Annotated in this window: 33 protein-coding genes, 1 tRNA gene and 1 riboswitch; of the genes, 24 read left to right on the top strand and 10 right to left on the bottom strand. The window is 43.9% G+C overall.

All coding sequences use genetic code 11. The features are described from left to right. Positions 1-249 precede the first annotated feature (249 nt). The 5 genes from ICN25_RS01490 to ICN25_RS01470 all read left to right on the top strand — a co-directional run bounded on the left by ICN25_RS01490 (position 250) and on the right by ICN25_RS01470 (position 3,061). A complete protein-coding gene (locus ICN25_RS01490) occupies positions 250-873 on the top strand; it encodes a hypothetical protein (protein WP_216178720.1) in 624 nt (207 codons plus the stop codon). Between the two features lie 125 nt (positions 874-998). After that, complete coding sequence (locus tag ICN25_RS01485; RefSeq protein WP_216178719.1) at positions 999-1,412, top strand: MarR family winged helix-turn-helix transcriptional regulator; 414 nt, start codon at positions 999-1,001, stop codon at positions 1,410-1,412. Between the two features lie 54 nt (positions 1,413-1,466). After that, entirely contained in the window at positions 1,467-1,856 is a 390-nt protein-coding gene (locus ICN25_RS01480; protein WP_216178718.1) for a 4-oxalocrotonate tautomerase family protein, read from the top strand. Between the two features lie 186 nt (positions 1,857-2,042). Beyond that, the gene (locus ICN25_RS01475; RefSeq protein ID WP_216178717.1) at positions 2,043-2,447 is read left to right on the top strand and encodes a hypothetical protein; all 405 of its coding nucleotides are present in this window, start codon (positions 2,043-2,045) and stop codon (positions 2,445-2,447) included. After that, positions 2,444-3,061, top strand: a complete 618-nt coding sequence (locus ICN25_RS01470; protein WP_216178716.1) for a hypothetical protein — start codon at positions 2,444-2,446, stop codon at positions 3,059-3,061. Before ICN25_RS01475 ends, ICN25_RS01470 begins: the two co-directional genes overlap by 4 nt. Positions 3,062-3,507: 446 nt before the next feature. Here ICN25_RS01470 and ICN25_RS01465 read toward each other — a convergent pair whose 3' ends face one another. After that, positions 3,508-3,849 carry a hypothetical protein gene (locus tag ICN25_RS01465; protein ID WP_216178715.1) on the bottom strand — a complete coding sequence of 114 codons (342 nt, stop codon included), beginning with the start codon at positions 3,847-3,849 and terminating at the stop codon, positions 3,508-3,510. 6 nt (positions 3,850-3,855) lie between these two features. Continuing rightward, complete coding sequence (locus ICN25_RS01460; RefSeq protein ID WP_216178714.1) at positions 3,856-4,260, bottom strand: hypothetical protein; 405 nt, start codon at positions 4,258-4,260, stop codon at positions 3,856-3,858. Positions 4,261-4,615: 355 nt separating this feature from the next. Between ICN25_RS01460 and ICN25_RS01455 the strand changes: the two genes are divergently transcribed. The 7 genes from ICN25_RS01455 to ICN25_RS01425 all read left to right on the top strand — a co-directional run bounded on the left by ICN25_RS01455 (position 4,616) and on the right by ICN25_RS01425 (position 9,912). Next, positions 4,616-4,691: transfer RNA gene (locus ICN25_RS01455), tRNA-Phe, on the top strand. A 75-nt stretch (positions 4,692-4,766) separates the two neighbouring features. Then, a complete protein-coding gene (locus tag ICN25_RS01450; RefSeq protein WP_216178713.1) occupies positions 4,767-5,162 on the top strand; it encodes an MAPEG family protein in 396 nt (131 codons plus the stop codon). A 127-nt stretch (positions 5,163-5,289) separates the two neighbouring features. Beyond that, complete coding sequence (locus ICN25_RS01445) at positions 5,290-6,471, top strand: serine hydrolase (RefSeq protein ID WP_216178712.1); 1,182 nt, start codon at positions 5,290-5,292, stop codon at positions 6,469-6,471. A 146-nt stretch (positions 6,472-6,617) separates the two neighbouring features. Beyond that, complete coding sequence (locus ICN25_RS01440; protein ID WP_216178711.1) at positions 6,618-7,142, top strand: superoxide dismutase family protein; 525 nt, start codon at positions 6,618-6,620, stop codon at positions 7,140-7,142. A gap of 124 nt (positions 7,143-7,266) precedes the next feature. Further along, positions 7,267-8,361: a patatin-like phospholipase family protein gene (locus ICN25_RS01435; protein ID WP_216178710.1), complete on the top strand. Its 1,095-nt coding sequence runs from the start codon at positions 7,267-7,269 to the stop codon at positions 8,359-8,361. 79 nt (positions 8,362-8,440) lie between these two features. Beyond that, positions 8,441-9,124, top strand: a complete 684-nt coding sequence (locus ICN25_RS01430; RefSeq protein WP_216178709.1) for a haloacid dehalogenase type II — start codon at positions 8,441-8,443, stop codon at positions 9,122-9,124. Positions 9,125-9,159: 35 nt separating this feature from the next. Continuing rightward, positions 9,160-9,912, top strand: coding sequence for a YoaK family protein (locus ICN25_RS01425; protein WP_216178708.1), 753 nt, complete (start codon positions 9,160-9,162; stop codon positions 9,910-9,912). 104 nt (positions 9,913-10,016) lie between these two features. Here the strand turns inward: ICN25_RS01425 and katG are convergent, their stop codons facing one another. Beyond that, positions 10,017-12,167 (bottom strand): catalase/peroxidase HPI, encoded by a 2,151-nt coding sequence (katG, locus tag ICN25_RS01420; protein WP_216178707.1) that lies wholly within the window; start codon positions 12,165-12,167, stop codon positions 10,017-10,019. A gap of 482 nt (positions 12,168-12,649) precedes the next feature. On the opposite strand from katG, the gene ICN25_RS01415 reads away from it, so the two are divergent. From ICN25_RS01415 to ICN25_RS01400, 4 genes are read left to right on the top strand one after another with little or no spacing between them, the layout of a single operon-like run. Further along, complete coding sequence (locus ICN25_RS01415) at positions 12,650-13,054, top strand: BLUF domain-containing protein (protein ID WP_216178706.1); 405 nt, start codon at positions 12,650-12,652, stop codon at positions 13,052-13,054. A gap of 59 nt (positions 13,055-13,113) precedes the next feature. Next, a complete protein-coding gene (locus ICN25_RS01410; protein WP_216178705.1) occupies positions 13,114-13,680 on the top strand; it encodes an SRPBCC family protein in 567 nt (188 codons plus the stop codon). Between the two features lie 2 nt (positions 13,681-13,682). After that, the gene (locus tag ICN25_RS01405) at positions 13,683-14,417 is read left to right on the top strand and encodes a sulfite exporter TauE/SafE family protein (RefSeq protein WP_216178704.1); all 735 of its coding nucleotides are present in this window, start codon (positions 13,683-13,685) and stop codon (positions 14,415-14,417) included. Between the two features lie 37 nt (positions 14,418-14,454). After that, positions 14,455-15,015, top strand: a complete 561-nt coding sequence (locus ICN25_RS01400) for a peroxiredoxin (RefSeq protein ID WP_216178703.1) — start codon at positions 14,455-14,457, stop codon at positions 15,013-15,015. 1 nt (position 15,016) lies between these two features. Here the strand turns inward: ICN25_RS01400 and pagP are convergent, their stop codons facing one another. After that, entirely contained in the window at positions 15,017-15,568 is a 552-nt protein-coding gene (pagP, locus tag ICN25_RS01395; protein WP_255536631.1) for a lipid IV(A) palmitoyltransferase PagP, read from the bottom strand. 178 nt (positions 15,569-15,746) lie between these two features. Here pagP and ICN25_RS01390 point away from each other — a divergent pair, with 178 nt between their 5' ends. The 5 genes from ICN25_RS01390 (at position 15,747) to ICN25_RS01370 (ending at position 18,579) form a co-directional block, all read left to right on the top strand. Then, on the top strand, positions 15,747-16,304 hold the full coding sequence (locus ICN25_RS01390) for a phasin family protein (RefSeq protein ID WP_216178701.1): 558 nt from the start codon (positions 15,747-15,749) through the stop codon (positions 16,302-16,304). Positions 16,305-16,443: 139 nt separating this feature from the next. Further along, entirely contained in the window at positions 16,444-16,809 is a 366-nt protein-coding gene (gene panD / locus ICN25_RS01385; protein ID WP_216178700.1) for an aspartate 1-decarboxylase, read from the top strand. Between the two features lie 157 nt (positions 16,810-16,966). Continuing rightward, positions 16,967-17,071, top strand: a riboswitch (glycine riboswitch). A gap of 139 nt (positions 17,072-17,210) precedes the next feature. Continuing rightward, complete coding sequence (locus tag ICN25_RS01380; protein WP_216178699.1) at positions 17,211-17,408, top strand: hypothetical protein; 198 nt, start codon at positions 17,211-17,213, stop codon at positions 17,406-17,408. 105 nt (positions 17,409-17,513) lie between these two features. Continuing rightward, a complete protein-coding gene (locus ICN25_RS01375) occupies positions 17,514-18,266 on the top strand; it encodes a transporter substrate-binding domain-containing protein (protein ID WP_255536630.1) in 753 nt (250 codons plus the stop codon). Positions 18,267-18,339: 73 nt separating this feature from the next. Next, positions 18,340-18,579 carry a hypothetical protein gene (locus ICN25_RS01370; protein ID WP_015422196.1) on the top strand — a complete coding sequence of 80 codons (240 nt, stop codon included), beginning with the start codon at positions 18,340-18,342 and terminating at the stop codon, positions 18,577-18,579. 45 nt (positions 18,580-18,624) lie between these two features. Here ICN25_RS01370 and ICN25_RS01365 read toward each other — a convergent pair whose 3' ends face one another. Genes ICN25_RS01365 through ICN25_RS01350 form a run of 4 tightly spaced genes read right to left on the bottom strand, consistent with a single transcriptional unit; the run spans position 18,625 to position 20,448 of the window. Then, positions 18,625-19,272: a histidine phosphatase family protein gene (locus ICN25_RS01365; protein WP_216178697.1), complete on the bottom strand. Its 648-nt coding sequence runs from the start codon at positions 19,270-19,272 to the stop codon at positions 18,625-18,627. A gap of 9 nt (positions 19,273-19,281) precedes the next feature. Further along, positions 19,282-19,686: a GNAT family N-acetyltransferase gene (locus tag ICN25_RS01360; protein ID WP_216178696.1), complete on the bottom strand. Its 405-nt coding sequence runs from the start codon at positions 19,684-19,686 to the stop codon at positions 19,282-19,284. Beyond that, positions 19,683-20,189: an MOSC domain-containing protein gene (locus ICN25_RS01355; protein ID WP_255536629.1), complete on the bottom strand. Its 507-nt coding sequence runs from the start codon at positions 20,187-20,189 to the stop codon at positions 19,683-19,685. Before ICN25_RS01355 ends, ICN25_RS01360 begins: the two co-directional genes overlap by 4 nt. 52 nt (positions 20,190-20,241) lie before the next feature. Next, the gene (locus tag ICN25_RS01350; RefSeq protein ID WP_216178695.1) at positions 20,242-20,448 is read right to left on the bottom strand and encodes a hypothetical protein; all 207 of its coding nucleotides are present in this window, start codon (positions 20,446-20,448) and stop codon (positions 20,242-20,244) included. A gap of 173 nt (positions 20,449-20,621) precedes the next feature. Between ICN25_RS01350 and ICN25_RS01345 the strand changes: the two genes are divergently transcribed. Continuing rightward, a complete protein-coding gene (locus ICN25_RS01345) occupies positions 20,622-20,801 on the top strand; it encodes a DUF2798 domain-containing protein (protein WP_370624681.1) in 180 nt (59 codons plus the stop codon). 35 nt (positions 20,802-20,836) lie between these two features. Further along, complete coding sequence (locus tag ICN25_RS01340) at positions 20,837-21,085, top strand: hypothetical protein (RefSeq protein WP_216178693.1); 249 nt, start codon at positions 20,837-20,839, stop codon at positions 21,083-21,085. Between the two features lie 2 nt (positions 21,086-21,087). On the opposite strand, the gene ICN25_RS01335 is transcribed toward ICN25_RS01340, so the two are convergent. Further along, positions 21,088-22,707: a peptide chain release factor 3 gene (locus ICN25_RS01335; RefSeq protein ID WP_370624699.1), complete on the bottom strand. Its 1,620-nt coding sequence runs from the start codon at positions 22,705-22,707 to the stop codon at positions 21,088-21,090. A 60-nt stretch (positions 22,708-22,767) separates the two neighbouring features. Continuing rightward, entirely contained in the window at positions 22,768-23,505 is a 738-nt protein-coding gene (locus tag ICN25_RS01330) for a pseudouridine synthase (RefSeq protein ID WP_216178692.1), read from the bottom strand. 107 nt (positions 23,506-23,612) lie between these two features. On the opposite strand from ICN25_RS01330, the gene ICN25_RS01325 reads away from it, so the two are divergent. Next, the gene (locus ICN25_RS01325) at positions 23,613-24,941 is read left to right on the top strand and encodes a dicarboxylate/amino acid:cation symporter (RefSeq protein ID WP_216178691.1); all 1,329 of its coding nucleotides are present in this window, start codon (positions 23,613-23,615) and stop codon (positions 24,939-24,941) included. The last annotated feature ends 9 nt before the right edge of the window (positions 24,942-24,950 follow it).

The raw sequence follows: 24,950 nt of genomic DNA, 5'->3' as shown, positions 1-24,950 counted from the left end.
ATTTTCAGTGTTTACCCAAGACTTATCGGTGATAGACCCGTTTTTCGGGCTGGAATGGAGTTTCATTTATAATTCCAACTCTTGGCCTGGTAGCTCAGTCGGTAGAGCAGAGGATTGAAAAGCTAGGATAGAGGACTAAAACAGTTCTGCACATTGGGTCTAAGCTGGTTGCGACCCACCGCCCTACAAGCACCGAATCTATTGGCTCTCAGCGGTTTCAAATATTTCCCAAATGGCATCGACAGTTATATGAAACACTCTGTAACTAAGTTCAAAAGCCTTGAAATTGCACTTAAAGAATTAGAGCCGTTTATCAAAGATGGCGCTCACTTGAAATCAGGAAAACCATTTGCACAATTTGGCGATTTGCGTTCTAGGGAGATGCTTGCAAATTGGCTAATATCTGCAGCTCTCAATTTCGAATACAACATAACTCAGTTTTCATTCACTAGCGATCCTGATGGCGGGGATGGAACAATCGTTGATTTAAAAAACAATCAAGCATGGGAGACTGAGCATGTAATGGTTCCGCAACCTCAAAACGATGTTGAAATGGATAAAGATATTCATTCGCGCATTTTGGGGGCGATAGATTTAAAGCGAAATAAAGGCGGAGAGGCTTATGCTTCTAACAAGTCACTAGTTGTATTTTTGGATAGTGGGCAAGGTCACTGGACTCCTAATCAAGTGGCAAAGCAACTACCGAGTCCTTTGTATTTTGAGGACGCTTGGGTAGTTAGTTTGCAAGAAGTCATTGATGGCGCGTATAGCTACAGAGTTATCCAGCTTTTGATTGAGGCTGGAAATGCGCCAATCTGGAGCGTGGATATTAATAAAGAATTCAGCAGCTGGAATGTAAAACGAGTTCAATAACTAAGAGAGCTACAGCCTCATTTCATCAGGCCTAGTTAGACAGAGGATCAATTATTGTCTGTTCCAAATGGAATAAATCCTTAGTATTAGTTGCATAGCTAACTAAAACATGTTAAAGTGAGCCTATGTTTGAACAATGCCTCTATTTCAACACCACTTCATTGGCTCGTAAGCTAGAGCGGGAATGGACTATAGCGTTTAAGCCATTTGGTTTGACGCCATCCCAGGCATTTATGTTGAGGGTGATATTAGAAAAGCCCCAGTCCTACCAAAATGCTTTGGCAAAGGAAATGAATATCACTAAACCTACAGCCTCAAGAGGATTGGATGGACTTGAGAAGCTAGGACTAATTGAAAGAAGGTCATCGCCTGACGATGCTCGTGAGATTGAAGTTCATCCCACAAAAAAAGCAAAGGCCATGAAAGATGGTTTGAATGCGGCCAGCGGCGAGGTCACCAAGAAGTTTAAGAAGCTCTTGGGCTCAGATGAGTTTTTAGATGTCGTAGGTAAGTTAAGGGGAATTAGTGAGATTTTGTAGTGCCCCCATTTTTTTGAATGAATGGTTGTATAGCTAACTAATTAGGAGAAACAAATGCCCATATTGAATGTAAAGATAAGCGGAACAAAGAGTGCTGAAACTACTAAGCAGGTTACTGATTTGCTCTTAGACATAACGACGCGAATCTTGAAAAAGAAGCGAGAAGTTACTGCTATTGCGATTGACTATATAGACAGGGACTGCTGGATCGTTGGCGGTAAGTTATTAAGTGAGCAGAATAAAAACAGTTTTTATTTTGATATCAAGGTTACGGATGAAACGAATACCAAAGATGAAAAAGCTCAATACATCAAAGAAGCCTTTGCAGGATTTGAGAAAATACTAGGGAACTTACACGAGGAAAGCTATGTATATGTGGCAGATGTACGAGCTACGGCCTATGGCTATGGTGGCAAAACTCAGGAATATAGATATCACCAATAAAGACTATTAACCTAAAGCACCTCTATCTATTAGCCCTCGATAGATAGAGGATAGTTAATTGTCCGTTCTACAGGGAGCAAATTTATTTGGCGTCTAGTTACAGGACACTGAGTGTAAGGGTAATCACTTAAGTATAGTTTTTATAAAGATATTAATATTTTAAAAAAATAAACATATATTCAAATTATGAAAAAAATCTTTGCTATTGCTCTGACATCTCTTTTGCTCTCCGCTTGCGGTGGCGCAAAAGATGAGTTTGCAAAAACTGACTCGGGAAGAGCTTTAATGGCTTGTGTTGCTGGAGGGGGTTCGCTCGACATACAAAATATTGCGTTTGATAACCAGCAAAAAGGAGTTGATGTAAAGCTCTTAAAAAATAATAAAAATATCGAAATGCAATTTTCTGTTGATGGAAAAATTAATCAAGCAAGTCTTGTTGGCGCTTCTATAGCAGGTGAAAAAAACCTAACAAGATTCTCGTTGATGCTAAATCTTGAATTAGTCTGTGGCGGAGACTTAGCCTCAAAGATTTTGCCAGATGACTATAGAAATTTACAGATGCTGAATCAATTTAGAGGAATTTTAAGGTGAAATTTCAATCGTGTGGTTATCTAAAAAAATATGCTTTGATTTTTCTCTTGACGTGCATTTCGGGGCCCTCAATTGCTGGATATATTCCGGAGATGGTATGTACAGACAACAATAAACCCTGGCTTCCCAATATTGAGTCTGGGGAATTTCCATCCATTGAGTCAGCTAGGGAGGCGGGTGAGCGGTATGCCGGTCGTATGAGAAGTTCTAGTGGACTTGATTGTAAGGTGAATAGGATTTTTAATGCACTCACAAAAGATTATGTGAATTTAAATCAACAAGTCACTAAAGATGCTGAGGTCAAGAGGCCGTCAGCACAATCAGCTAAGCCCAACGTAGCATATGCTCCAACAGAAAGTCAGTGTTCTGGTTACAAGGTTTCGCGAATGGTGGCTATAGCTTCATTTGCAGATCCAACTTATGTATGTTCGGATATGATGCGTGACGATGCTTATTCAAGTCTCAACATAAAGACATATTTTGATAAATCGAGCGGTAAATGTATGATGAATATACGTATGTCAGGCATCCGCGATGGAAATAGTAAGACTTGCAACACCACTAAAAAAGTTATAGAAGTAAAAAATAATTTAATTACATCAGTTGAATATTGAGCAAACTACTTCGTAGTCTGCTTGTGTCATCGCTAAAGCCACCGCTTTCGCCCGTAACACTTTCTTTAACTCATTTCATCTGCTAAACAGTAATTCTGCACCTTGTTACATAAAGCCTCGATAGGTAGAGGATTAGTTATTGTCTGTTCCAAATAGAACAAACTGATTCAGCGTCTAGTTACGAGACACTTAGTAATTCTTTAAAGCCTTATGGAGTTTGGTGACATTGAAACCTTGGATGAGTACGCCAAACGCTCTAGATGGATTAAGTCAATTTTAGAAAAATTCCAAAAGATAAAAAATTAAAGCTGAATCCCAGGATTGATTAGCCATGATTTGCTTATATTTTCGCGGTATTGCGGTGAGCGAGAGAGTAAATTCTAGTAGTGCACCATCATCAGTACAAATTACCCTCTTAAATCTTAATTCTGTATAGCAATTTACAGCTATCGTTTTGTACAGCGTGTTGCCCCATATGTAGTCCTTGCTGCTGCAAAAGCAGTTTTTCCATTATCGCTAGACAAAATATCAGGAATATCGCAGTCGTAAAGACGACCATTTGCCCGTACCTTCATATTGCAGAGCCCATAACCGGTTCCCCATTCTGCTTTTATTATTTGAATATCAGACGTATTTAAATTATTAATAACTGCATCTTCATAGCCTTGAGTTACGCCATTTACTTTTTTGCAATTTCCTTGGGTCATATCAAGTTTAATATTTGCTGCTGTACTTGGCATAGCAAAGCTTACGCAAGCAATAGTAAGAAATATTTTTAAATGTTTCATAGCGCCCTATAATTTAATTCCTGCACAGCTAAGCACTGCTTTTTGGAAAACATCATTTTTACTTAGATTATTTTGCTTAACTATTAAAGCCGCTGAAAAATAATCTGTAAATAGCTCGGCATCATATTTACTTTTAAATATCTTAGTCGCACAGCTATTTAAGGGCTCGCCTTCTGTGCATTTAGATGCTCTATTTGACTGATAATTTTTGCTTGTATCAATTGCGCTTTGCCCATATTTTTCTAAAATCTGCTGTGTATGTTGAGGAAAATCTTGTATTGCAATTCCACGCATTGACATTCCGCTAACAATAAGCCCTAGGCATGTACCTGGATTTTTGTTGTCAGGTGGCTTTTGGGCAAATACGGCTCCAATAAAAAATAAGGCAAAGGCAGATAGAAAGATTTTCATAGGGTAGTTATATATGGTTGATAAGGACTGAATTAAGTATATTTTTTATAAATATTATCTAAAAATTCAAAAATTGCAATTCTCTATTTCACTCACTCCACAACAAGCCCGCATCAAATCACTACAAACTTAAAAAGACAATGCTGGCAAAGTACTAAAAGTAGAACGAGAGAGGCAAAGGGTGGCAAAAGCACAGCAAACCTTATAGGCCTCAAATAGTCGCTGAGTAGATGCCGTCAAACAGGATTAAACATCCCCACTGCTATAGGATTCAGCAAATACGAGGTGAGTTAGCTACAGTTATCTACATTTAGACAGCGTAAAAACAGTTCCGCTATAATCTACAGTCTTAAATGGCCTGGTAGCTCAGTCGGTAGAGCAGAGGATTGAAAATCCTTGTGTCGGTGGTTCGATTCCGCCCCGGGCCACCAAGAAACACCAAAACCACCTTCGGGTGGTTTTTTCTTTTTCTGATTAGTATCTAGGAATTCTCTCGGGAGCCCTAAATGCTATTAGTCACCTCAATCATTGCCGCTGTATTAACCGCCATCTTTGTAAAACTCTCTTTTGCCGTCATTGGTTTGAGAAGAAAGAATAAGGTTGGTTTGGGAAGCGGTGGGTATGATGATCTTGAGAGGGCAATTCGTGCCCAAGGAAACTTTGCTGAGTATGTTCCTTTGGGGATCATTTTGATTGCTTGCTTGGAGCTAAACGGAGCGCCTTGGTGGCTGGTTGCCATGTCTGGCATCACTTTAATTATTGGCCGGTTAATTCATGCCAAAGGAATCAATGTGCCGCCACCTGATTTTAGTAAACGTGTATTGGGTATGAAATTTACTTTTGGAACGCTCATCTCATTGGCGGCGCTCAACTTGGTTTGGGCCCTATATAAGCTAGTTTGATGGAGTCAGACATCTTAGACTCTGATTTGATTCCATTCCGCCTCACCAAGAAATACCAAAACCACCTTCGGGTGGTTTTTCATTTGAGTTTGGATGAAATCCTACGCTCATATACACTTAATTCTGAATGAAAACCAAAGAGATCCTCTGCTCGCTTCTGGCACTTTTCCCGTTATTGGCTAATGCACAAGCCTCAGACAGGGCTTTTATGGGCAATCAAGTTCGCAGTGACTACATGACCGGCAAGCTGTCTTCGGGTTTTTATCCCATTGTTAAATTTGACCCTTCTCCCATCCCAAAAGCTCTGCTGGGAAAAAAACAGGATGGGCGAGATATTGAATTTGCTAAACGAGCAGAAAAATTCTTTGAAGATGATGGGCAAAACTTGGCAATGCTCATGCTTGATCATGGACAGATAGTTTATGAGCGATATGCTGAGGGAGTGAACCAAGATAGCAAAATGTTCTCTTGGTCGATGGCAAAAAGTCTTACTGCTTATACGGTTGGGGAGGCGTTGTGTTCCGGGAAATTGAAAAGCCTAAATGATCAAGCCGAATCTTATGCTCCGGAAATAAAGGACTCGGCTTATGGAAAGGCAACAATTAAACAGTTGCTCACCATGAGTTCGGGTGCACCCCCGGGAGCGCCTGAATATATGGGCTCCCAAAAAGATGAATGGATGAATCTTACGCGGGGATTTAAGTCAATTACCGACATGATTAATCTATATGGCGCACGCACAGAAAATCCAGATGTTTTTGCGTACAAGAATTTGGATACTGACACATTAGTCTTGGCTGTAAATGGTGGCGGCAATTTCCAAGATATATTTACAAAATCAATTTGGAATCGTGCAGGCCCTGAAAAATCAGCGACTTGGCTTGTGGATAAGGATGGCGTCATAAATGGCTCTTTTGGTTTAGGTGCGACTCTGCGAGATTGGGCAAGGCTGGCCTTAGAGAGCCTTGAGATGAGGGGTGGCGCCAGGGGAAAATGTATTCAAGAGTTTATGAGAAGCGCCACTACCAAGCAGATAGCAAATGAGGGTGGTACAACTATTAATTATTATCACTACGGGTACCAAACTTGGATTGATCCTCGTGAGCAAACTGGTATTTATGTCTGGCTGGGTGCTTATGGCCAAAAAGTTATGATTGACCCCAGAAATAAAAAAATATTAATTCTTTTTCGGCATCAACATGATGCCCATGTTAACCAACAACTTAGTAGGCTTTACCGAGCCTGGACCAATACGCCGCCGTTTCAGTCGAGCGCTTCAGGTTTGGGGCAAAGCAATACTTCTAAGTGACTGAACCCCTCTTCTGTTGGTTTTGGGGTTTGCTGCGTAGTTGTCAGGGCTTGCCAATAAGACTACTTGGAGAAAGGTCTCTATATTCGTTGAAGAGTATCCATAAAAGATCTATTCTGATCTGACATAAACACAGGAGACGAATAATGATTAAAAAAGTATCTCTGTTAATTGGTGTTGCGTCCATTTTGACTTTGGTGGCCTGTCAGTCAATGGAGCATGGCACTGGTCAAAAAGCATCAGCCACTCTAGACTCGCGTTCGGGCTCGAATGCCAAAGGAACGGTTAATTTTGTATGGCAAGGGCATGATGTATTGGTTACCGGAAATTTTTCTGGATTGAAACCAAATTCTGAACAAGGGTTTCATGTTCACGAAAAAGGAGATTGCTCCGCACCTGATGCCACTAGCGCTGGTGGTCATTTCAACCCAGATACAAAATCACATGGTATGCCAGGAAGCGGCTCGAATCATGCTGGCGATATGCCAAATATAAAATCAGATGCGAATGGCAATGCTGTTTATTCGGCAAAGTTAAGTGGATTTGCTGTTAATAATGGACCAGTTGGAATACTGGGAAGATCCGTTGTTGTTCATCGGGATCCTGATGACTATAAATCTCAGCCAGCTGGAAATTCTGGACCAAGAATTGCATGTGGCTTGATCAAGTAGGGTATGCATTCGCAGCCATAGTCGATTCTGCCTAGAGTCACTAAGAAATACTAAAACCACCTTCGGGTGGTTTTTTCATTAGTGGAGATCTGCTATAAATTGATTAACAATCAATGGAGCTTATATGACTCAAGCATCACGCCGTAATTTCTTGAAAACTTCTGCTATCGGCGCTGCAGCCCTTGCTGGCACACAAGCGCTTGCTCAAGGCCAAGCTCCTTCTAAGAAAATGGTGGCTGAGGTGAGAGCATTAGAGGCAAGAGAGATTCAGGCAACTACTTCGAATTGGGGCGATGGTTTGGCGCACCCCATTCCTTATAAAAATCCCCCTGGTGTTGGCAAAGATAGAGCAATTGTTTTGGGCGGCGGCTCTGAATACATGAGCTCATTCTTAGTTGGGTATTTTCATGCAATGCTGACGAACGGCATCAACTTGCGACTGGCTGATATTGTGGTTGGGACATCGGCTGGTGCTGTATTGGGTAGTGCCTTGCTGGGTAGTCGCTTGGATCTATTCTCTGCAGAATTCAATTTGTTGGCTGACTATCCAAAAGTGATGGCTAAGTTAGTGCCAACTAAAAAATTTACACCTAGCCAAGAGCGAGTAATGAAGATGGGCCTCACTGCTAAGGATGGAAGCCCTGCCACGATTCAAGCGATTGGTCATGCGGCTATGGCTGCAAAATCGATTCCATCTGAAAAGTTTCAAGCCAATATTAAAGTTTTCTTGGGCGACATGAAAACAATTCCACCAAAGATGTACATCACAACGATTGATTGCTATACCGCTGAGCGTTTAGTCATTGCCCCAGACTCGGGTGTATCTGTAATTGATGCATGTGCAGCCAGCGCCTCTGCACCGGGCGTGACAGGCCCAACCTGGGTTAAGGATCGTGTCTGCATGGATGGCAGTATTGGCTCAACAGAAACACATTGCGATATTGTGGCTGGCTCAAGAAGGGCGCTCGTTATTGCTTTGGCCGATACCATTGAACAAGAAAAAGAAGGGCTTCGATTAAATCATTTGCCCAATACAATTTTGCAGGAGGTCAAGGATCTTGAGGCGAGGGGCACTAAAACCAAGCTGGTAGTTGTTGGAATGCTGCCCGGCAGAAAAACTATGAGCGTTGTAGATCCTGGAATTATGGAGCCAGCCATCAAGTATGGCTATGAAAGAGGAATGCAAGATCTTCCAGAGATGAAGCGTTTTTGGGCTTAAGTGTCGCTAGATATTTCGTCGCACTAGAAAAATTGTTTTAAACGACAATACAAATACAGACTGATAACCAGGAGCCTGCATGTATAAGCTTATCGCCTTTGATGCTTACGGAACATTATTTGATGTCTATTCCATGGGGAAGTTGGCAGAAGATTTATTTCCCGGCAATGGTCAGGCCTTCGCCTTAATGTGGCGTGATCGCCAAATCGAGTACACCCGCTTAGTCACCATGAGTGATCCTAATCCTAGTGGCAGCAAGCACTACCTACCCTTTTGGGAATTAACAATTCGCTCATTGCGTTATGTATGTAAGCGGATGAACTTAAATCTCAGTCCTGACTATGAGAAGCGGTTAATGGATCAGTATGCCAAGCTCACTGGTTTTGAAGATAGCCTGCACGTTCTTAAGACAATAAAAAATAAAGGTATTGCTACAGCAATTTTGTCCAATGGTAGTAGAGAGATGTTGGCGACAGTAGTTGAGAGCAATGGTCTTACGGCTTACTTAGATCAGGTCGTCACCGTTGAGGATGTACGATTATTTAAGACTGCCCCTCAGACCTATGAGCTTCTTTTAAAAGCATTTCCAGTTAAAAAAGAAGAAGTTCTTTTTGTATCGAGCAATGCTTGGGATGCGCTGGCGGCCAAGTGGTTTGGTTTTGACGTATTTTGGGTTAATCGGCTTGGACACCCCTTCGAAGAAATTGGTGAGAAGCCAAACTATGAAGGCGACTCGCTAAGCAAAGTTTTGGAAGTTATTTAGAGCTTTTAAGTCTTGAGACGTAAAATGAATGCTTAATGCCAATTGAGTTTATTCAGCGTCTAACAAGCGTACAGCGATCCCCCAAAACCAATATTCAATTGGGCGCCTATATGGCGTTTGTTGCGGGCGCTGTAAATGCTGGTGGTTTCTTGGCAATTTCTCGCTATACATCTCATATGAGCGGGATTATTTCCGCAATTGGTGATGACCTTGCTCTGAATGACTTCATTTCAGTTTTAGGCGGCATCTCACTTTTGCTCTCATTTCTATTTGGCGCAGCTACAACAGCCATCATTGTTAATTGGGGCCATAGAAGAAAAATTCATAGCGAGTTTGCCTTGCCGCTATTCCTTGAGGCCGCCCTGTTATTGGTCTTTGGTTTGGTGGGCGCTAACCTCAATTTATACCTACCCTTAACTGTTCCAGCAATCGCCCTTCTCCTGTGTTTTGTGATGGGCTTGCAAAATGCCATTGTCACTAAAGCCTCTAAAGCGGAAATTAGAACAACCCATATGACGGGGGTCATTACCGATATAGGAATAGAGGTAGGGAAGTTAATTTATTGGAATAAATCTACGCAGGCCAATGAAAGCGGGTACGTCAGGGCGAATAGGGATAAATTAAAAACCCACTTATTTATTTTCGGAATGTTCTTGATTGGCGGAATCATTGGTGCGCTTAGCTTCAAAACGGTCGGCTATATAGCGGTGATACCGCTCTCCCTTTCCCTTGTGCTCATAGCAAGTTTGCAAATTTATCGAGACATTAGGGTGGTATTAAAGAGTTAGTATTTTCGCATTTGGAAGAAAATAGGATGCAGCCTGTACTACAAGGATAAAAAATAAGGGAGGCGAAAGCCTCCCTTATTGATAACAGCTTACAACTATATTAATTAAAACAGGTCTGCGTTCATGACTTTAGTCCAAGCTGCAACAAAGTCATTCACAAACTTTTCTTTGTTGTCATCTTGTGCATACACTTCTGCGTAGGCGCGCAAAATAGAGTTAGAGCCAAATACCAAATCAACCCGAGTAGCAGTCCATTTAGTGTCGCCTGTACTGCGCTCAACAATGTCGTAGCTATTTCGACCGGTGGGTATCCACTGGTAATTCATATCAGTTAGATTGACGAAGAAGTCATTACTTAATGCGCCCTCTCTTTCTGTGAACACCCCATGTTTTGTTCCACCATGGTTTGCGCCAATTACTCTCATGCCTCCTACCAGTACGGTCATCTCTTGGGCGGTGAGCCCCATCAACTGCGTGCGGTCTAAGAGTAGCTCTTCTGCAGTGACAACATAGTTTTCTTTTAACCAGTTGCGATAGCCGTCTGCTAGTGGTTCAAGAACTTCAAATGACTCTACATCTGTCATTTCTTGAGTGGCATCACCGCGGCCTGGAGTAAATGGCACCTTAATATCAAATCCTCCAGCTTTAGCAGCTTGTTCAATACCGATATTGCCGCCAAGTACGATGGTATCGGCAATGCTAATGCCAGATTCTTTTGCGATTTTTTCGTAGACCGACAAAACTCTTGCTAATCGTTCTGGTTCATTACCTGCCCAGTCTTTCTGTGGTGCCAAACGAATGCGCGCACCATTGGCACCGCCACGCTTATCTGATCCACGATAAGTGCGCGCGCTATCCCAAGCAGTGCTTACGAGATCGCTAATAGATAAGCCGCTGGCTTTGATTTTCGTTTTGACGGCTTCAGTGTCATAATCTTTTGGGCCTGCCGGCACGGGATCCTGCCAGATCAAATCTTCTTTAGGAACATCAGGTCCAAAGTATCTTGCTTTAGGTCCCATGTCTCGATGGGTTAACTTAAACCAAGCTCTAGCAAACGTTTCGGAGAAATAGGCTTGATCCTTGTGGAACTTCTCTGAGATCTTGCGATACTCAGGATCCATCTTCATTGCTATGTCTGCATCAGTCATCATTGGCATGCAACGAATAGAAGCATTTTCAACATCGACAGGCTTATCTTCTTCTTTAATGTTGATAGGCTCATACTGCCAAGCGCCTGCCGGGCTCTTAGTGAGCTTCCATTCGTAATTCAGCAATAAATGGAAGTAGCCGTTATCCCACTGTGTTGGATGTGTTGTCCAGGCACCTTCAATTCCACTAGTTACGGCATCTCTACCAATGCCACGAGTCTTGTGATTCATCCAGCCGAGACCTTGTTCATCAATTGGAGCTCCCTCTGGCGCTGGTCCAAGATTGGCTGCGTTGCCATTGCCGTGTGCCTTGCCAACGGTATGCCCACCAGCAGTTAGCGCAACAGTCTCTTCGTCGTTCATGGCCATGCGAGCAAAAGTAACCCGAATATCTTGAGCGGTTTTCAGGGGGTCTGGATTGCCATCTACGCCTTCTGGATTTACATAGATCAAACCCATCATGACAGCGGCAAGTGGATTAGCCAAGTCTCGTTCGCCAGAGTAGCGACTGCCTTCACCACCACTTTTTTGGAGCCATTCTTTTTCAGAGCCCCAATAGATATCTTTTTCTGGATGCCAAATATCTTCGCGGCCAAATGAGAAACCAAATGTTTTGAGTCCCATGGATTCGTAGGCAATAGTGCCAGCCAAGATCATGAGGTCAGCCCAACTTACTTTGTTGCCGTATTTCTTTTTGATGGGCCACAAGAGGCGACGCGCCTTATCTAGGTTGGTGTTATCTGGCCAAGAGTTCAATGGAGCAAAGCGTTGATTGCCTGTCCCGGCCCCACCGCGTCCATCGGCAATGCGATAGCTGCCCGCAGAGTGCCAGGCCATACGAATCATCAGGCCGCCGTAGTGACCCCAATCTGCTGGCCACCAGTCTTGACTATTGAGTAGCAGATCTTTCATATCTTGCTTAAGGGCGCCCACATCGAGCTTTTTCAATTCATCTCGATAGTTGAATGACGGACCCATTGGGTTTGTCTTTGTATCTTGCTGATGAAGAATGTCTAGGTTCAGTGACTTTGGCCACCATGCCATTGGGGTGTTGCTAGATTCGGTATTGGCCCCGTGAGCAACTGGGCACATTCCTTTTGATGTCATTTAGATCTCCTTGTAGGTAAATCATTTTTGCTTGGTTAGCTTGACTCATTCAGACTAACTGATAAAGCTATAAACGGTCTGTATGGTTGACAGTTTTTTATTCACCCGCCATGAATGCGATAAGAATATTCATCTTCCGCCCTCCTTGGTGGACTCCACGCGCAAAATTGTCAGCAAGTCCTGTTCATATTGATGCTTAAGAAAGTACAAGCCTTCTGCAATTCCGGCCAATCTATTTTGGATTTTCATTTTTAACTCCCATCGTTGTGTGTTGTGCTGGATTCATCTTGTTCTTTGTTATGTGATCCGTCCAATGAATTAATATGAACTTATTAATCTATTAAGTCGATAATTGGATTGGGCGACATGAATATGACGCTGATTTCTTTAGTTCTTGATCCTATCGGGTAAGTCAGCATTGATGAAGCCGTCATCAAAAGCTACCATCAGGGCAATTCAGGCTTTAGCCCCGAGATAAGAAGATGAGTCAGTCCCCATTGATTTCTGTAAGTTACATCAGCAAGGCAACCCAGGATATGGGCGTCTTGGCATTGATGCGCCTTACCGATCAGGCTGCACAACTCAATCAAAAGTTGGGCCTATCCGGAGTCCTCTTTTATGAAAACCAACATTTTGGTCAGATATTAGAGGGGCCTCGTGCTGAGCTTACAAAAATCTGGGAAAAAATTCAGCGAGACCCGCGCCACCAACAGGTACGCTTGTTGAGTATGGAAGAGATCGAGGAAAGAAGTTTTCCTGCCTGGTCAATGCGCTTCTTCTTGGCAAAAGAAATCATTGCTAAGATGCCTCACCTCACCGGCGTATTAGATGGACTGCCTGAGCATGATGTCGAGCTTTTAAGGCTAATGAGAACAGCGGCAGAATGAGGGCGAGCCCTCTTTGTTGATGAGGGTGAGGCGGCCGTATTAGCCACTAAACTACTTGCATGAAGCAACTTCTATATTTTTTCCTGATTGCAGCGTTTGGTGTTGCCTTTGCGCAAGAAGCATCTAATTCTTATGACCTAAAAGTTGCCGTCACTAGGGCGGGTGATCGCTTTCAAGTAAATGCAAGCTATGAGGTGCCGATTACAGTATGCGAAGCTTTTGCATTTATTACCGACTATGAGGGCATTAAAAGCTTGCCCGGAATAGTAGATTCAAAAGTGCTTTCTAGGTCGGGCAATAAAGTGAAGGTTGCCCGCTTGCTCGAGGAAAGAATTTTATTCATCCCATTCGAGATGCGCTCTGAGTTGGAATACACAGAGCTTCCGAATAGAGCATTGCTCTTTGAGCAGATAAGCGGGGATACCAAGTATTACAAGGGAAGTTGGCGGCTCTTGCCCGAAAAAGATTTCACCACATTTAAATACGATGCACAGATTGAGCCAAATTCTCTAGTGCCATCAGCGGTGATCGAGTTTTTTATCAAAAATATTATGCGACGACAGTTTGAGTCGATGGCTGAGCTAGCATCTCAAAGAAAGTCTACCCAAAAGACGGCGTGTAAGTAGTGATGGGTGAGCTGATTTTTCAGGCTGCATTACTTGGCTCCTTAGGCCTTGTTGCTGGAGTCTTAGGAGGAGTCTTGGGATTTGGGACCACCATTATTTTGATGCCTCCCCTAGTTTACTTTTATGGGCCCATGCAAACGATTCCGGTAATTGCAATTACCGCCACCGTTGCAAACATTTCTAGAATATTTTTATGGTGGCGAGTCATTGATTGGAAGGCTTGTGCGGTTTACAGCCTAACTGCAATACCTGCTGTGGTTCTTGGGGCACACACTCTTGTGTCCTTAAATGAGCGCTTAATTCAATTAGTGCTCGGCATTTTTTTGATTGGCCTCATTCCAATTCGTCGATGGATGCAACGACAGCAATTCTATTTAAAGTTATGGCAGTTGAGTTTAGTCGGCGCCTTTATTGGCTATCTCACAGGAATTGTGGCAACTACGGGGGCTATTAATACGCCATTCTTTTTGGCCTATGGATTAAGTAAGGGCGCTTTCTTGGGAACGGAAGCGGCCAGCACCCTCTCGATTTTATTTACTAAAGGAATTACTTTTCATCAGCTAGGCATCTTAAATTCAACGGCCATTCTTCAGGGTTTATTGATTGGCAGCGCAGTTATGGCCGGCTCAATACTCTCTAAACGCATTGTGCTGTCTTTGCCCGAAAAAAGTTTTATGTTCCTGATGGAGTTGGTGATGCTGGTCTCGGGCATCTTGATTATCGGAATGGCTTTCTAGTACTACCTTTCTAATTTTGGTTTAGAGTAATGTGACCATGACTAATCTCAATCAATTACCTACCGACCTACCGATTCCTCAGGATGATGGGGCTGCCGCTCACTTAGTGGGTATGCGCTTGCCTGCTATCTCACTGGGCGCGACTAATGCTGGCCAATTTAATCTTGGTGAGAGCAAAGGTCGTTTGGTGATTTACTGCTACCCAATGACAGGCCAGCCCAATGTTCCGCTGCCGGAGGGTTGGGATCAAATACCTGGAGCCAGAGGATGTACGCCACAAAGTTGCTCCTTTAGAGATCACTATCAAGAGCTGAGAGATTTAGGTGCAGATGTTGTTGGCCTGAGTGTGCAGTCTACCGAATATCAAAAAGAGATGGCGGAGCGATTGCACTTACCATTTCCGGTGTTAAGTGATGTGGATTACCAACTCCAGCAATCTTTGCGTTTGCCAACTTTTGTTGCTGCTGGAATGACTTTATTAAAGCGCATCACTTTGATTGTGAATGATGGCGTGATTGAAGCGGTGCACTACCCAATATTTCCGAGCGATAGTGATCCAGCTTGGGTAATGGATTATCTAAAAAATAATCCCGCCTAAGTTAAGGCAAATTGTATTTAGCCCAAGTGAACAAGACGTTCCCGACGTTTTGTCCACCAGGTACGTAGGCAGTCTGAATGCTGAGATCTTTGTAGCTGATTGAGGCGATGGGGAGTACGCCGGGGAAGGGGACGTAGTTCATGATGTCTTGGCGAGACATGATGAAGACAGTTGCTCCAACGCCATACTTCCAGTCTGGGCTATTGCCGATGTTCCACATAGGTATCCATCCATACCCGACCATGTACTCATAAATTCCGTGCGAGTCTTTGAAGGTCATTCCATAAATGCCCTCCCAATTGCCACTCTCATTCATTAATCCTCTGCCGAATCCAATCCCCATTGGATACTCTGTGTACTCATTGATCTTGTCTTGAGAATACGCATAAGGCATGTGATAGGTATATAGGGGAATGTAAAGCTCATTACCCCCTTTGTCCCAAATAGACTCGAGATGCGTAGTTGTACTCTGGAACCATTCTGAGACGGTTTCGGCGCGAGGAGCTGCAAATGACATGCAGAGAAGTAAAAGGACAATGAATCTACGGCACATAACTAAAAATTTCTGAACAGAGCAAAAGGCCCCTAAAGTGAGGCTTACTGCTGTTTTTGCAATAAACCACCTGAATTGACAAGATTATATGTTGCTTTGCAGCAATATTTGCTTGCTAAGCCCAAAATAAGCTATTAATATGGTGCAGTGCAACAAATAACCCTTTAAAGGAAATGTCATGTTCAAAAATCAATTCGCAGAAAATCAAGCCAAATCCGTAGAAAGCGCCCGTGCATTGGGTCAAACAGCTCTTGAGAATGCTCAAGAATTGGCAGAAATCAATTACCAGGCTGCGCAACAAGCCGTAGCAAATGCGCAAGCTAAGGCTGCCGAGCTGTTGAAGGGCAAAGATGCTAAAGCCGCTCTAGACCTTCTGCAAAGCCCAGAAGTACAAGAAGCTGTTGCTGAAGTTGCTGCGTATCAGAAAAAAGTAGCTGCAGTGCTGCGTCGCGGTAACCAAGAGTTGGTTGAGGCTGTAGAAGCTGCTATTGACCAATCACAAGATGACTTGAAGAGCTTTGTAGCTGCCGCCACGTCAAAAGCACCTGCTGGTTCAGAGGCGTATGTAAGCGCCTTTACATCAGCATTCAATACGGCAATGCAAAATTTTGATCAAGTGCGCTCAACAACTCAAGACGCGTTTGCAAACTTTGAGAAAAGTGTTGAAACAGCAATGAAGAGTGCACAAGGTCAATTTGGCCAAGCCCCTAAGGCAGCAAAAAGCCGTGCAAAGTAATTAGTAGATAATAGCCACACAAAAAGCCCCGTGTAAGCGGGGTTTTTTGACGGCAGTACTTCAAAAAAATTTGAGAAAATAGTCGGATAGCCGTTAAAAATGCATTGAGAAGCGCGCTTTTAATTTTTGAGGAAATCGAATGAATCGCATTATGTTGTTGGGAAAAATTCACAGAGCAACCGTTACAGAGGCGGATTTGCATTACGAGGGCTCATGTGGAATCGACGAGGATTTACTCGATGCTGCTGATATGCGCGAGTTTGAAAAGATCGAGCTCTACAACATTAATAACGGCGAACGTTTCTCAACTTACATCATTAAAGCAAAGCGTGGCTCTGGGATTATTTCTCTGAATGGCGCAGCTGCACGTAAAGCGCATGTTGGCGACCATTTGATTATTTGCACCTATGGCCAAGTCAGCAATGATGAAGTTGCAAAGCATGTGCCTAAAATTGTTTTACTGGGCGAAGGCAATGCCATTAAAGAAATCAAGAAGGTCAATTAATTTCTTATTAGTAGTCGACTAGGTGTAAGCCAGCATTACATAAATAGCATCACGAGATATACTAGCGATAAGCAGGAGAGTGAGGCCTTGGGCCTCCACCGAAGGCGCAAACTCCCATGAACGCTCAGGTACCCACTAGGAAGGTACTGCTTATCCTAAACAGCCGTCTGGAGAGTCACCATCTTAATGGTGCACCGAAGGAGCAAGCACTAAGCTAGGCCTTAGTGTGAATCTCTCAGGTATCAAGGACAGGGGGAGCGGCAAGCGGATGACGCATTCATTGCGCGTACGCATGTTAGGAGTCCTGCATGAATACCACCCCAAGCTAACTCAGTAAGAGCATATGACAAATTTCCCTCGCCGGGACCTTTAACAAAAACTTACTGAATCAGGCAAATAATATGAGCAATATCTACACCAAAGAAGCACCATACCATCCAGGTTATGAGGATGCATCGTTTAAACAAGAAGTATCAAAAGGCGTTTCTGAGTTGAGCGAACTGAGGCGGGTGAATTCGCGTTACCTGAAGTTTGCAGACGCCATCGTGGATTTCTGTAAAGCGAGTCACGTGCCAAGCAAAAAAGTAACCACAGGATAAGTACGGCAAGGAAGTAAGCATGCAAAATTAAAAGCCACCTGCGGGTGGTTTTTTTACATTCAAATCTTGATAAGATCGTTCATCTAATTTAATTCTGAATACATCATGAAACTAGCCCGCCTAATTTCCATAGTATTAGTAACTTTATTTGTTCTTGGGGCCTGCTCCAAAGAGGAACAATCTAATGTAATTAAGGTTGCCGTATCTCCAACGATACCCCCTATGCTTTTTGAAAAAGATGGCAAATATACAGGCATAGACTTGGAGGTATTTGAGGGCTACTGTAAGTCCCGGGGCTGTACATTCAAAATAACTGCTTATGACTGGCTCGGCATGTTGGGCGCGGTGACTAGTGGTCAAGCTGATGTTGCATTCTCTGGGATCTCTATTACCGATAAGCGTAAAGAGGTAATGGACTTTTCTAATCCTTATTTCACCAGCACTTGGCAGTTGATTGGTTTAAATAAGCGCCATATCAAAATTACCGATTTGTCCCAGTTGAAAAAATACAATATCGCTTATCCAACTGGCAGCGTATTTGATGACTATGTAAAAACAGTATTGCAGCCAAAAGGTTATTACTCGGTAGACCAAGTAAATCTATATCCATCGCCTGCTGAAGCGCTCATTGCGCTGCAAAATGGTAATGTGGATTTGGTATTCGTGGACAACGTCATGTTAGTGAATTATCAAAAATCTTTAAATCTCCCGGTTAGCAGTAGTTACCAAGTGGTCGGATTTGATAATCTGGGATTTGCCTTCAAAAAAGGCTCAAAATTACGCGATGACTTTAATTTATATCTTTCTGAGCTGGGCCCAGAGAAGCTAAAGGCAATTATTAATCACTGGACACAATAAATTGAAGTGATTTTCATATATTGGGTTAAAGTGCACCTTAAGCCGATTATTTCAATTATTCATAAGGAAAAATATGTCCCATCATGACAAGTTAATTGCTGCATTTGAAACGTATCAATCAGAGAATGAAAAGTTTCATGGCAAAGGTATCAAAGCTTCTGCTGCAAGAGCTCGTAAAGCATTGCAAGAGATCGCTGGTTCTTGCAAAGAGCGTCGTAAAGAAATTACTGCTGAAAAAGAAGCGCTTGAAGGCAAGCCAAAAGGTGAGGGTATGTCACAAGATGCTGCTCGTCACGCACACATCAGAAAGTAAGCTCTTTCTGAAAAGTCAAAAGTCACCTACGGGTGACTTTTTTATTTAGAGATCAACGTTTTCTAGAGCAGGGCCCTCTAGGTGTCTAGTGTCAGCCCATTGTTTGACTGCCCAGCCATCACCCTGATTGTGGGTTATCCAATTTAATGAAGCATTTGGTACGGAAGCTGTTCGTTCGGCGCTTAGTGCTTGCTTGCTAGCAATTCGATACATCATATCGAGTGTCCCGCCATGACTAACAATCAAAATGGTTTTACCAGCATGCCGTGCTTGGATTTTGTCTAGCGCATTTTGTACGCGCAGTGCAAATTGCTGAATGCTTTCACCGCCCTCAAGATCATGCTCTAAGTCACGAGCAATGTGGGCTTGCCAAATATCTGGGCGTTTCAATGGCGCCTCGGTAATTGAAAGTCCTTGAAGTGCGCCAAAATGCCGTTCTCGCAGTTCGCTATCTACTTGTGCATCTATACCAAATAATTCAACTACAGCATTTGCGGTATCAGCGGCCCTCTTTAGATCGCTGGTGTACAGAACATCAAATGTGAGTTTGATATCTTTAAGTGCTTGTGCCATTTGGCGAGCCTGCAACACACCTCTAGCATTAAGAGGAATATCGGTATGACCTTGCAAACGCCTTTCGGCATTCCAGGAAGTTTCGCCGTGGCGAATGAGGCAGAGTTTTGTTGTAGACACGTTGCAATATTAAATTGAATTATTTTTTATTGTCCAAGCACGTGGATTGTGCTCGAAACCAAGATGCTCGTAATAGGCGTTTGCTTTTGGAGCTGCAAGCAACACAATCATGCAATTAGATCCCAGGCGTTTTTTTGTTTCTTCAATGAGCTGTTTTCCTATGCCCTGTCGCTGGTATTGCTCATCCACCGCTAGGTCGGCCAAATAAGCCACATAGGCAAAGTCTGTCAGGCTTCGACTGATCCCAACTAGTTTTTCACCATCCCATGCAGAAACGGTGAGATTTGCATTGGTAAGCATCGCTGTAAACGTTTCAATGCTATGGATCGGGCGACGCTCCCCTAAGGTCGAGCGGGTATAGAGGTCAATCGCCTGTTCTGGAGTAATGTCGGCGTGCTCGGTATAGGTAATCATTTTTCCTGGCCAATTGAGTATGTAAGCAGGTCGCCATTGCCAAAGGTTCCGGACTCTTGCGCTTCTGCTCTGAGTCCGCCTCTATCTTCAAATGCACTCATAAAGTCTGGTCTATTTAGTAACTTGGCTGGTCGTTGGCATGGCTCACACAACTCGGTACCTTTAAATGCGAGACCGCCTAAATAAAAAATCTTGCCAACTAAATCGTTGAGCTCATCCGCAGAAATGCCGCTGATGATGACGTTTCTACGAGTCTCGCCTTCTCCAAAGGGTATTTGCTGCTTAGCTGTTAATTGACGATTAGCATCCTCGATGCATTCTAGAGCGATGAGAGAGATATGGCGTATCTTAATTTTAGTTTTGGAGAATGCACCTATACCCAGTGCATAACGATCACCCACAATTCCTTCGCCAGCAACGATGTTGGCTTGAGCAATCTGCGCCATTGATTCGCCTGCTTGTGAGGCAATGTAGATGGAGTGAATTTGAGGAGATGCTTTCATGATGAGAGAATATTACATAAGAAAAAGCCCCGGTAATTTCGGGGCTTAGTACTTAGGTTGCGACAGGCTCAGCGATGGCTGCTGGCGCTGGAGGGCGCTTATTGAGAGCCCTCTGAATCTTTGCCTTTTCTTTAGGCTTGGTGCTTGATTCAAGTAGTTTGTTGAGTTGAGTGACGGTAAGTGGGCCCAATTTAGCTTTGCCGGTTTTACTAACCATGGGATCGTTTTTTCTATTTCTTTGATTTTGGCCAACAGCCATATTTTTTCCTAGAGTCTTGGAATGATGAACCTCTGAGCTTGCTCAGCAGACTCCCCTAAGTAGGGCGCGGAATAGTGATCACAAATCAGAATAACAGTTAAGCACTCCAGGCGCTATGATTAGATCATGATGAATATCCCCAATCTGATTTTGCCGCCATCATGGGCGGACTCATGTCATTGAGCATTACATTGGCCACGACTTTAGTGCGAGTAGGCCTTGCGCCCGATTTCTTTTGGGTGTGGCTTGAAGTTTGGTCGGTTGCCTATCCCGTCGCGATTATCTGTATTTTGATCTACCGACCATTTGCTAGCAAACTCACTACAAGCTTAGTGAAGAAGCTTGAGCTATGAATTGGCTAATGCATTTATTAAATAAGGGGGCTTGAATGAGGCATCTCAAATATGTTTTGTTCCTAGGTGTTTTCTTTTTGAGTGCTTGCGCAGCGGTTTATACCGATGCATCAGATTCAAACCATGTCACCTTTTTAAATAGTGATGGTGAATCCATTGCATCTCTGACACCAAAAGCCAATGCGTATTGCGCACAATATGGCAAGACAGCATCTTTCAGGAAGAGTGATACTCAGTTAGTGGCGGTATTTGATTGCAACTGGCCACAATCAGGCTCACGCTAGATTTAGCCGGCGAGGTCTGATTGATAGATGAGGCCCGCATGCTCTCTCAGGGCATGGAATTGAATCGATTCCCAGCGCTGTTGAGCAACATCTAGTTCAGATTTGTGGCTAGCCAAAAATACTGAAGCGCCGACAACATCTTCTGCCATGCGGTGAATATTTTCTTGTATGAATTTCTTAAGTGCTACAGGATCATCTGAGCTCACCCAGCGAGCCAGGTTATAACGTGCAGGCAGTAAACGTACTTCCGCACCATATTCAGTTTGAAGACGATGGCTCACTACCTCAAACTGCAACTGTCCAAATGCACCCAGCAGCATGGTGCCGCCAGTCATAGGGCGGAATACTTGAATCGCGCCTTCTTCGCCAAGTTGCATTAAGCCTGTGCGTAATTGCTTAGAGCGCAATGGATCGGCAGACTCGACCATGCGGAAAATTTCTGGAGCAAAAAATGGCAAGCCTGTGAATTGCAGTTGCTCGCCTTCGGTGAGCGTGTCACCCAGTCTCAGAAGGCCGTGATTTGGTAGTCCAATGATGTCGCCAGGGAAGGCCTCATCCAAAATGTCGCGACGTTGCGACAAGAAGGACAGGGCATTATTGGTGCGCACTTCTTTGCCGTTTCGACAAATCTTTAATTTCATGCCGCGCTGGAAATGCCCAGAACATATACGCAAGAAGGCAACGCGATCTCGATGCGCTGGGTCCATATTCGCCTGAATCTTAAACACCACTGCAGAGAATTTATTTTCTGCAGGACTAACTTCGCGTTGCAAAGCTTTGCGTGAGCCTGGTGAGGGTGCGAGCTCTACTAAAGTATTCAGAATCTCCCGTACGCCAAAATTATTAATGGCTGAACCAAAGAATGCCGGCGATTGACGGCCAGCCAAAAAGGCTTCTCGGTCAAACGCAGGCATTGCATTTTTAATGAGATCGACTTCTGCAAGTGCATTTTCGAGATCAGTGCCTAGGCGCTCTTTCAGTGCTGGATCGTTAACGTCAACGATCGCATGTGAATCTTCAGTTACGCGATCTTCGCCCGCTTTGAACATGCGCATTTGTGAGTTGGCGATATCAATCACACCAGCAAATGATTTACCCATGCCTACTGGCCAAGTAAAAGGAACTACTTCAATGCCTAGCGCAGTTTCAATCTCATCCATGAGCTCCATGGGAGGTTTTACTTCGCGATCCATCTTATTAATGAAGGTCACGATTGGCGTGTTGCGTGCGCGACAGACTTCAAGCAAACGTAAGGTCTGTGATTCAACACCATTTGCCGCATCAATCACCATGAGCGCAGAGTCAACGGCGGTCAATACACGATAGGTATCTTCAGAGAAATCTTGGTGACCCGGAGTATCGAGAAGATTAATAATGCAATCACGATATTCCATTTGCATTACCGAGCTCGCAACAGAAATGCCGCGTTGCTTTTCAATTTCCATCCAGTCGGAGGTCGCGTGACGACTAGCTTTGCGGGCCTTGACACTACCGGCAATCTGAATGGCCCCCGCGTATAACAATAGTTTTTCCGTAAGCGTGGTCTTTCCAGCATCTGGGTGAGAGATGATGGCAAAGCTACGACGTCTTAAAACTTCTGCGCCGGGAGTGCTGGAGGTGATGGTATCGATGGTAATTCTGCGCTTAATCTAATTGACAGAATTATAAGCGTGCACAGCCTCTTAGAATTGCTCTTCAGGCCTTACAAAGCGCCATTTTCCAGGGGGCAGAGCGCCCAGAGAAATTCTGCCCATACGAACACGTTTTAGACCTAAAACTCTTAGGCCAACCATTTCGCACATACGACGAATTTGACGCTTGCGACCCTCGCGTAGAACAAAGCGAAGCTGGTCTTCGTTCTGCCAGCTGACTTGAGCTGGCTTTAAAACAACGCCATCGAGTTCCAGACCATGTTTTAGTCGATCTAGATCTTCAAAAGAGAGGGCGCCTTCAACTCGAACCAAATACTCTTTCTCAATCGGACTGTTTTCGCCGATGAGGAGTTTGGCAATACGACCATCTTGGGTTAACACCAGCATGCCGGTGGAGTCGATATCGAGGCGACCGGCAGGCGCTAAGCCACGGGTATTAAAGCGTGGGTTGCGTCCCTTATCCAGTGGGCTGGGAAAGTAATTGTCTGGAGTGATCAGCGAGGCAGCCGGTTGGTACTCTTGCTCATCATCGTAATGAGAGATAAAGCCCACAGGTTTATTCAGAATGACCGTAATCCGAGAGGCCTGTTGTGCTTTGGCGCCGGACTGCAATTCAATCTTTTGGCTACGAAAGGCCCGTGAGCCTAGCTCATTGACCACTTCACCATCGACGGTTACCAGGCCCTGCTCAATATAGGAGTCAGCCTCACGACGAGAACAAAGACCTAATTCAGAGAGCAGCTTGGAGACACGTATTTTTTCTTCCATAGACATATTATCGGGCAAGCTAGGAATAAGGTCTGCTTGACGAGGGTTATTATTTGCTTAGAGCGCCATATTTGGCCCATGCCATCAATTTAGCAAAGGAAATTAAATTGACCACTACATTAAAAAAGCCCCCAATTTATAAAATCCTTTACTTTCAAGTGCTTGTGGCTGTTGTAGTAGGTGTATTGCTAGGTCATTTATACCCATCCTTAGCAGTAGATATGAAGCCATTTGGCGATGCTTTCATCAAGGGCATCAAGATGTTGATTGCCCCGATTATCTTTTGCACTGTGGTGCTGGGTATCGCGGGCATGGAAGATATGAAGAAGGTGGGCAAGACCGGCGGCTTAGCCCTTCTCTATTTTGAGGTTGTGAGCACTATCGCACTCATCGTAGGCCTAGTGGTGGTTAATGTGCTCCAGCCAGGTGCGGGCATGAATATTGACCCTGCCAGTTTGGATACCAAGGGAATTGCTGCTTATACGGGTCCAGGCAAGATGGCCACAACCACTGAGTTTTTGCTAAACATCATTCCTAATACGGTGGTTGATGCTTTTGCAAAAGGGGAAATTCTTCAGGTGCTATTTATTGCGGTGCTATTTGGGTTTGCATTGCATAAATTTGGCGGTAGAGGAACGATGGTGTTTGACTTGATCGAAAAGACTTCCCATGTTCTTTTTGACATCATTGCCATTGTTATGAAATTTGCCCCTATTGGCGCCTTTGGCGCAATGGCATTTACGATCGGAAAATATGGAGTGGGCTCTCTATTTTCTTTAGGCAAATTGATGGGCGCGTTTTATATCACCTGCTTACTTTTTGTATTTATTGTTCTTGGAACCATCGCGCGCTTAAATGGATTTAGCATTTTTAAATTTGTGCGCTATATCAAAGAAGAGTTACTGATTGTTTTGGGAACATCTTCATCAGAGTCAGTTTTACCGCGAATGATGGAAAAGATGGAGTTACTGGGCGCCAAGAAAAGTTGCGTCGGTTTAGTTATTCCAACTGGATATTCATTCAATCTGGATGGCACTTCTATTTACTTAACCATGGCAGCGGTATTTATTGCTCAAGCGACAGATACGCCAATGACGATTACGCAGCAGGTTACCTTGTTACTAGTCTTGCTTCTGACGTCTAAGGGTGCCGCAGGAATTACCGGCAGCGGTTTTATTGTCTTGGCCGCAACTTTATCCGCAGTAGGAAATGTACCTGTTGCGGGTCTAGCAATCATCTTGGGCATTGATCGCTTCATGTCTGAAGCTCGCGCACTCACGAATTTAGTTGGCAATGGTGTAGCAACCATTGTTGTGGCGCGCTGGACCGGAGAGTTAAACCAGCAGCAACTAACGGCTGCACTTAATCGCGATAGTTGGATTGAGGCCCAGGAGCCCGAAGTGATTTTGGATCAAAAGCAAGACAAAATGCGCTAAACACTACCT

The sequence above is a fragment of the Polynucleobacter sp. 80A-SIGWE genome, assembly GCF_018882295.1.
In the GTDB taxonomy this organism is placed as follows: Bacteria; Pseudomonadota; Gammaproteobacteria; order Burkholderiales; family Burkholderiaceae; genus Polynucleobacter.
This window is presented reverse-complemented; position numbering and strand designations above follow the sequence as displayed.

Bases quoted from the DNA above. Each gene is read 5' to 3' on its own strand.
- ICN25_RS01490 (WP_216178720.1), top strand. From the start codon at position 250: ATGAAACACTCTGTAACTAAGTTCAAAAGCCTTGAAATTGCACTTAAA.
- ICN25_RS01485 (WP_216178719.1), top strand. From the start codon at position 999: ATGTTTGAACAATGCCTCTATTTCAACACCACTTCATTGGCTCGTAAG.
- ICN25_RS01480 (WP_216178718.1), top strand. From the start codon at position 1,467: ATGCCCATATTGAATGTAAAGATAAGCGGAACAAAGAGTGCTGAAACT.
- ICN25_RS01475 (WP_216178717.1), top strand. From the start codon at position 2,043: ATGAAAAAAATCTTTGCTATTGCTCTGACATCTCTTTTGCTCTCCGCT.
- ICN25_RS01465 (WP_216178715.1), bottom strand. From the start codon at position 3,849: ATGAAACATTTAAAAATATTTCTTACTATTGCTTGCGTAAGCTTTGCT.
- ICN25_RS01460 (WP_216178714.1), bottom strand. From the start codon at position 4,260: ATGAAAATCTTTCTATCTGCCTTTGCCTTATTTTTTATTGGAGCCGTA.
- ICN25_RS01450 (WP_216178713.1), top strand. From the start codon at position 4,767: ATGCTATTAGTCACCTCAATCATTGCCGCTGTATTAACCGCCATCTTT.
- ICN25_RS01445 (WP_216178712.1), top strand. From the start codon at position 5,290: ATGAAAACCAAAGAGATCCTCTGCTCGCTTCTGGCACTTTTCCCGTTA.
- ICN25_RS01440 (WP_216178711.1), top strand. From the start codon at position 6,618: ATGATTAAAAAAGTATCTCTGTTAATTGGTGTTGCGTCCATTTTGACT.
- ICN25_RS01435 (WP_216178710.1), top strand. From the start codon at position 7,267: ATGACTCAAGCATCACGCCGTAATTTCTTGAAAACTTCTGCTATCGGC.
- ICN25_RS01430 (WP_216178709.1), top strand. From the start codon at position 8,441: ATGTATAAGCTTATCGCCTTTGATGCTTACGGAACATTATTTGATGTC.
- ICN25_RS01425 (WP_216178708.1), top strand. From the start codon at position 9,160: ATGCCAATTGAGTTTATTCAGCGTCTAACAAGCGTACAGCGATCCCCC.
- katG (WP_216178707.1), bottom strand. From the start codon at position 12,167: ATGACATCAAAAGGAATGTGCCCAGTTGCTCACGGGGCCAATACCGAA.
- ICN25_RS01415 (WP_216178706.1), top strand. From the start codon at position 12,650: ATGAGTCAGTCCCCATTGATTTCTGTAAGTTACATCAGCAAGGCAACC.
- ICN25_RS01410 (WP_216178705.1), top strand. From the start codon at position 13,114: ATGAAGCAACTTCTATATTTTTTCCTGATTGCAGCGTTTGGTGTTGCC.
- ICN25_RS01405 (WP_216178704.1), top strand. From the start codon at position 13,683: ATGGGTGAGCTGATTTTTCAGGCTGCATTACTTGGCTCCTTAGGCCTT.
- ICN25_RS01400 (WP_216178703.1), top strand. From the start codon at position 14,455: ATGACTAATCTCAATCAATTACCTACCGACCTACCGATTCCTCAGGAT.
- pagP (WP_255536631.1), bottom strand. From the start codon at position 15,568: ATGTGCCGTAGATTCATTGTCCTTTTACTTCTCTGCATGTCATTTGCA.
- ICN25_RS01390 (WP_216178701.1), top strand. From the start codon at position 15,747: ATGTTCAAAAATCAATTCGCAGAAAATCAAGCCAAATCCGTAGAAAGC.
- panD (WP_216178700.1), top strand. From the start codon at position 16,444: ATGAATCGCATTATGTTGTTGGGAAAAATTCACAGAGCAACCGTTACA.
- ICN25_RS01380 (WP_216178699.1), top strand. From the start codon at position 17,211: ATGAGCAATATCTACACCAAAGAAGCACCATACCATCCAGGTTATGAG.
- ICN25_RS01375 (WP_255536630.1), top strand. From the start codon at position 17,514: ATGAAACTAGCCCGCCTAATTTCCATAGTATTAGTAACTTTATTTGTT.
- ICN25_RS01370 (WP_015422196.1), top strand. From the start codon at position 18,340: ATGTCCCATCATGACAAGTTAATTGCTGCATTTGAAACGTATCAATCA.
- ICN25_RS01360 (WP_216178696.1), bottom strand. From the start codon at position 19,686: ATGATTACCTATACCGAGCACGCCGACATTACTCCAGAACAGGCGATT.
- ICN25_RS01355 (WP_255536629.1), bottom strand. From the start codon at position 20,189: ATGAAAGCATCTCCTCAAATTCACTCCATCTACATTGCCTCACAAGCA.
- ICN25_RS01350 (WP_216178695.1), bottom strand. From the start codon at position 20,448: ATGGCTGTTGGCCAAAATCAAAGAAATAGAAAAAACGATCCCATGGTT.
- ICN25_RS01345 (WP_370624681.1), top strand. From the start codon at position 20,622: ATGTCATTGAGCATTACATTGGCCACGACTTTAGTGCGAGTAGGCCTT.
- ICN25_RS01340 (WP_216178693.1), top strand. From the start codon at position 20,837: ATGAGGCATCTCAAATATGTTTTGTTCCTAGGTGTTTTCTTTTTGAGT.
- ICN25_RS01330 (WP_216178692.1), bottom strand. From the start codon at position 23,505: ATGGAAGAAAAAATACGTGTCTCCAAGCTGCTCTCTGAATTAGGTCTT.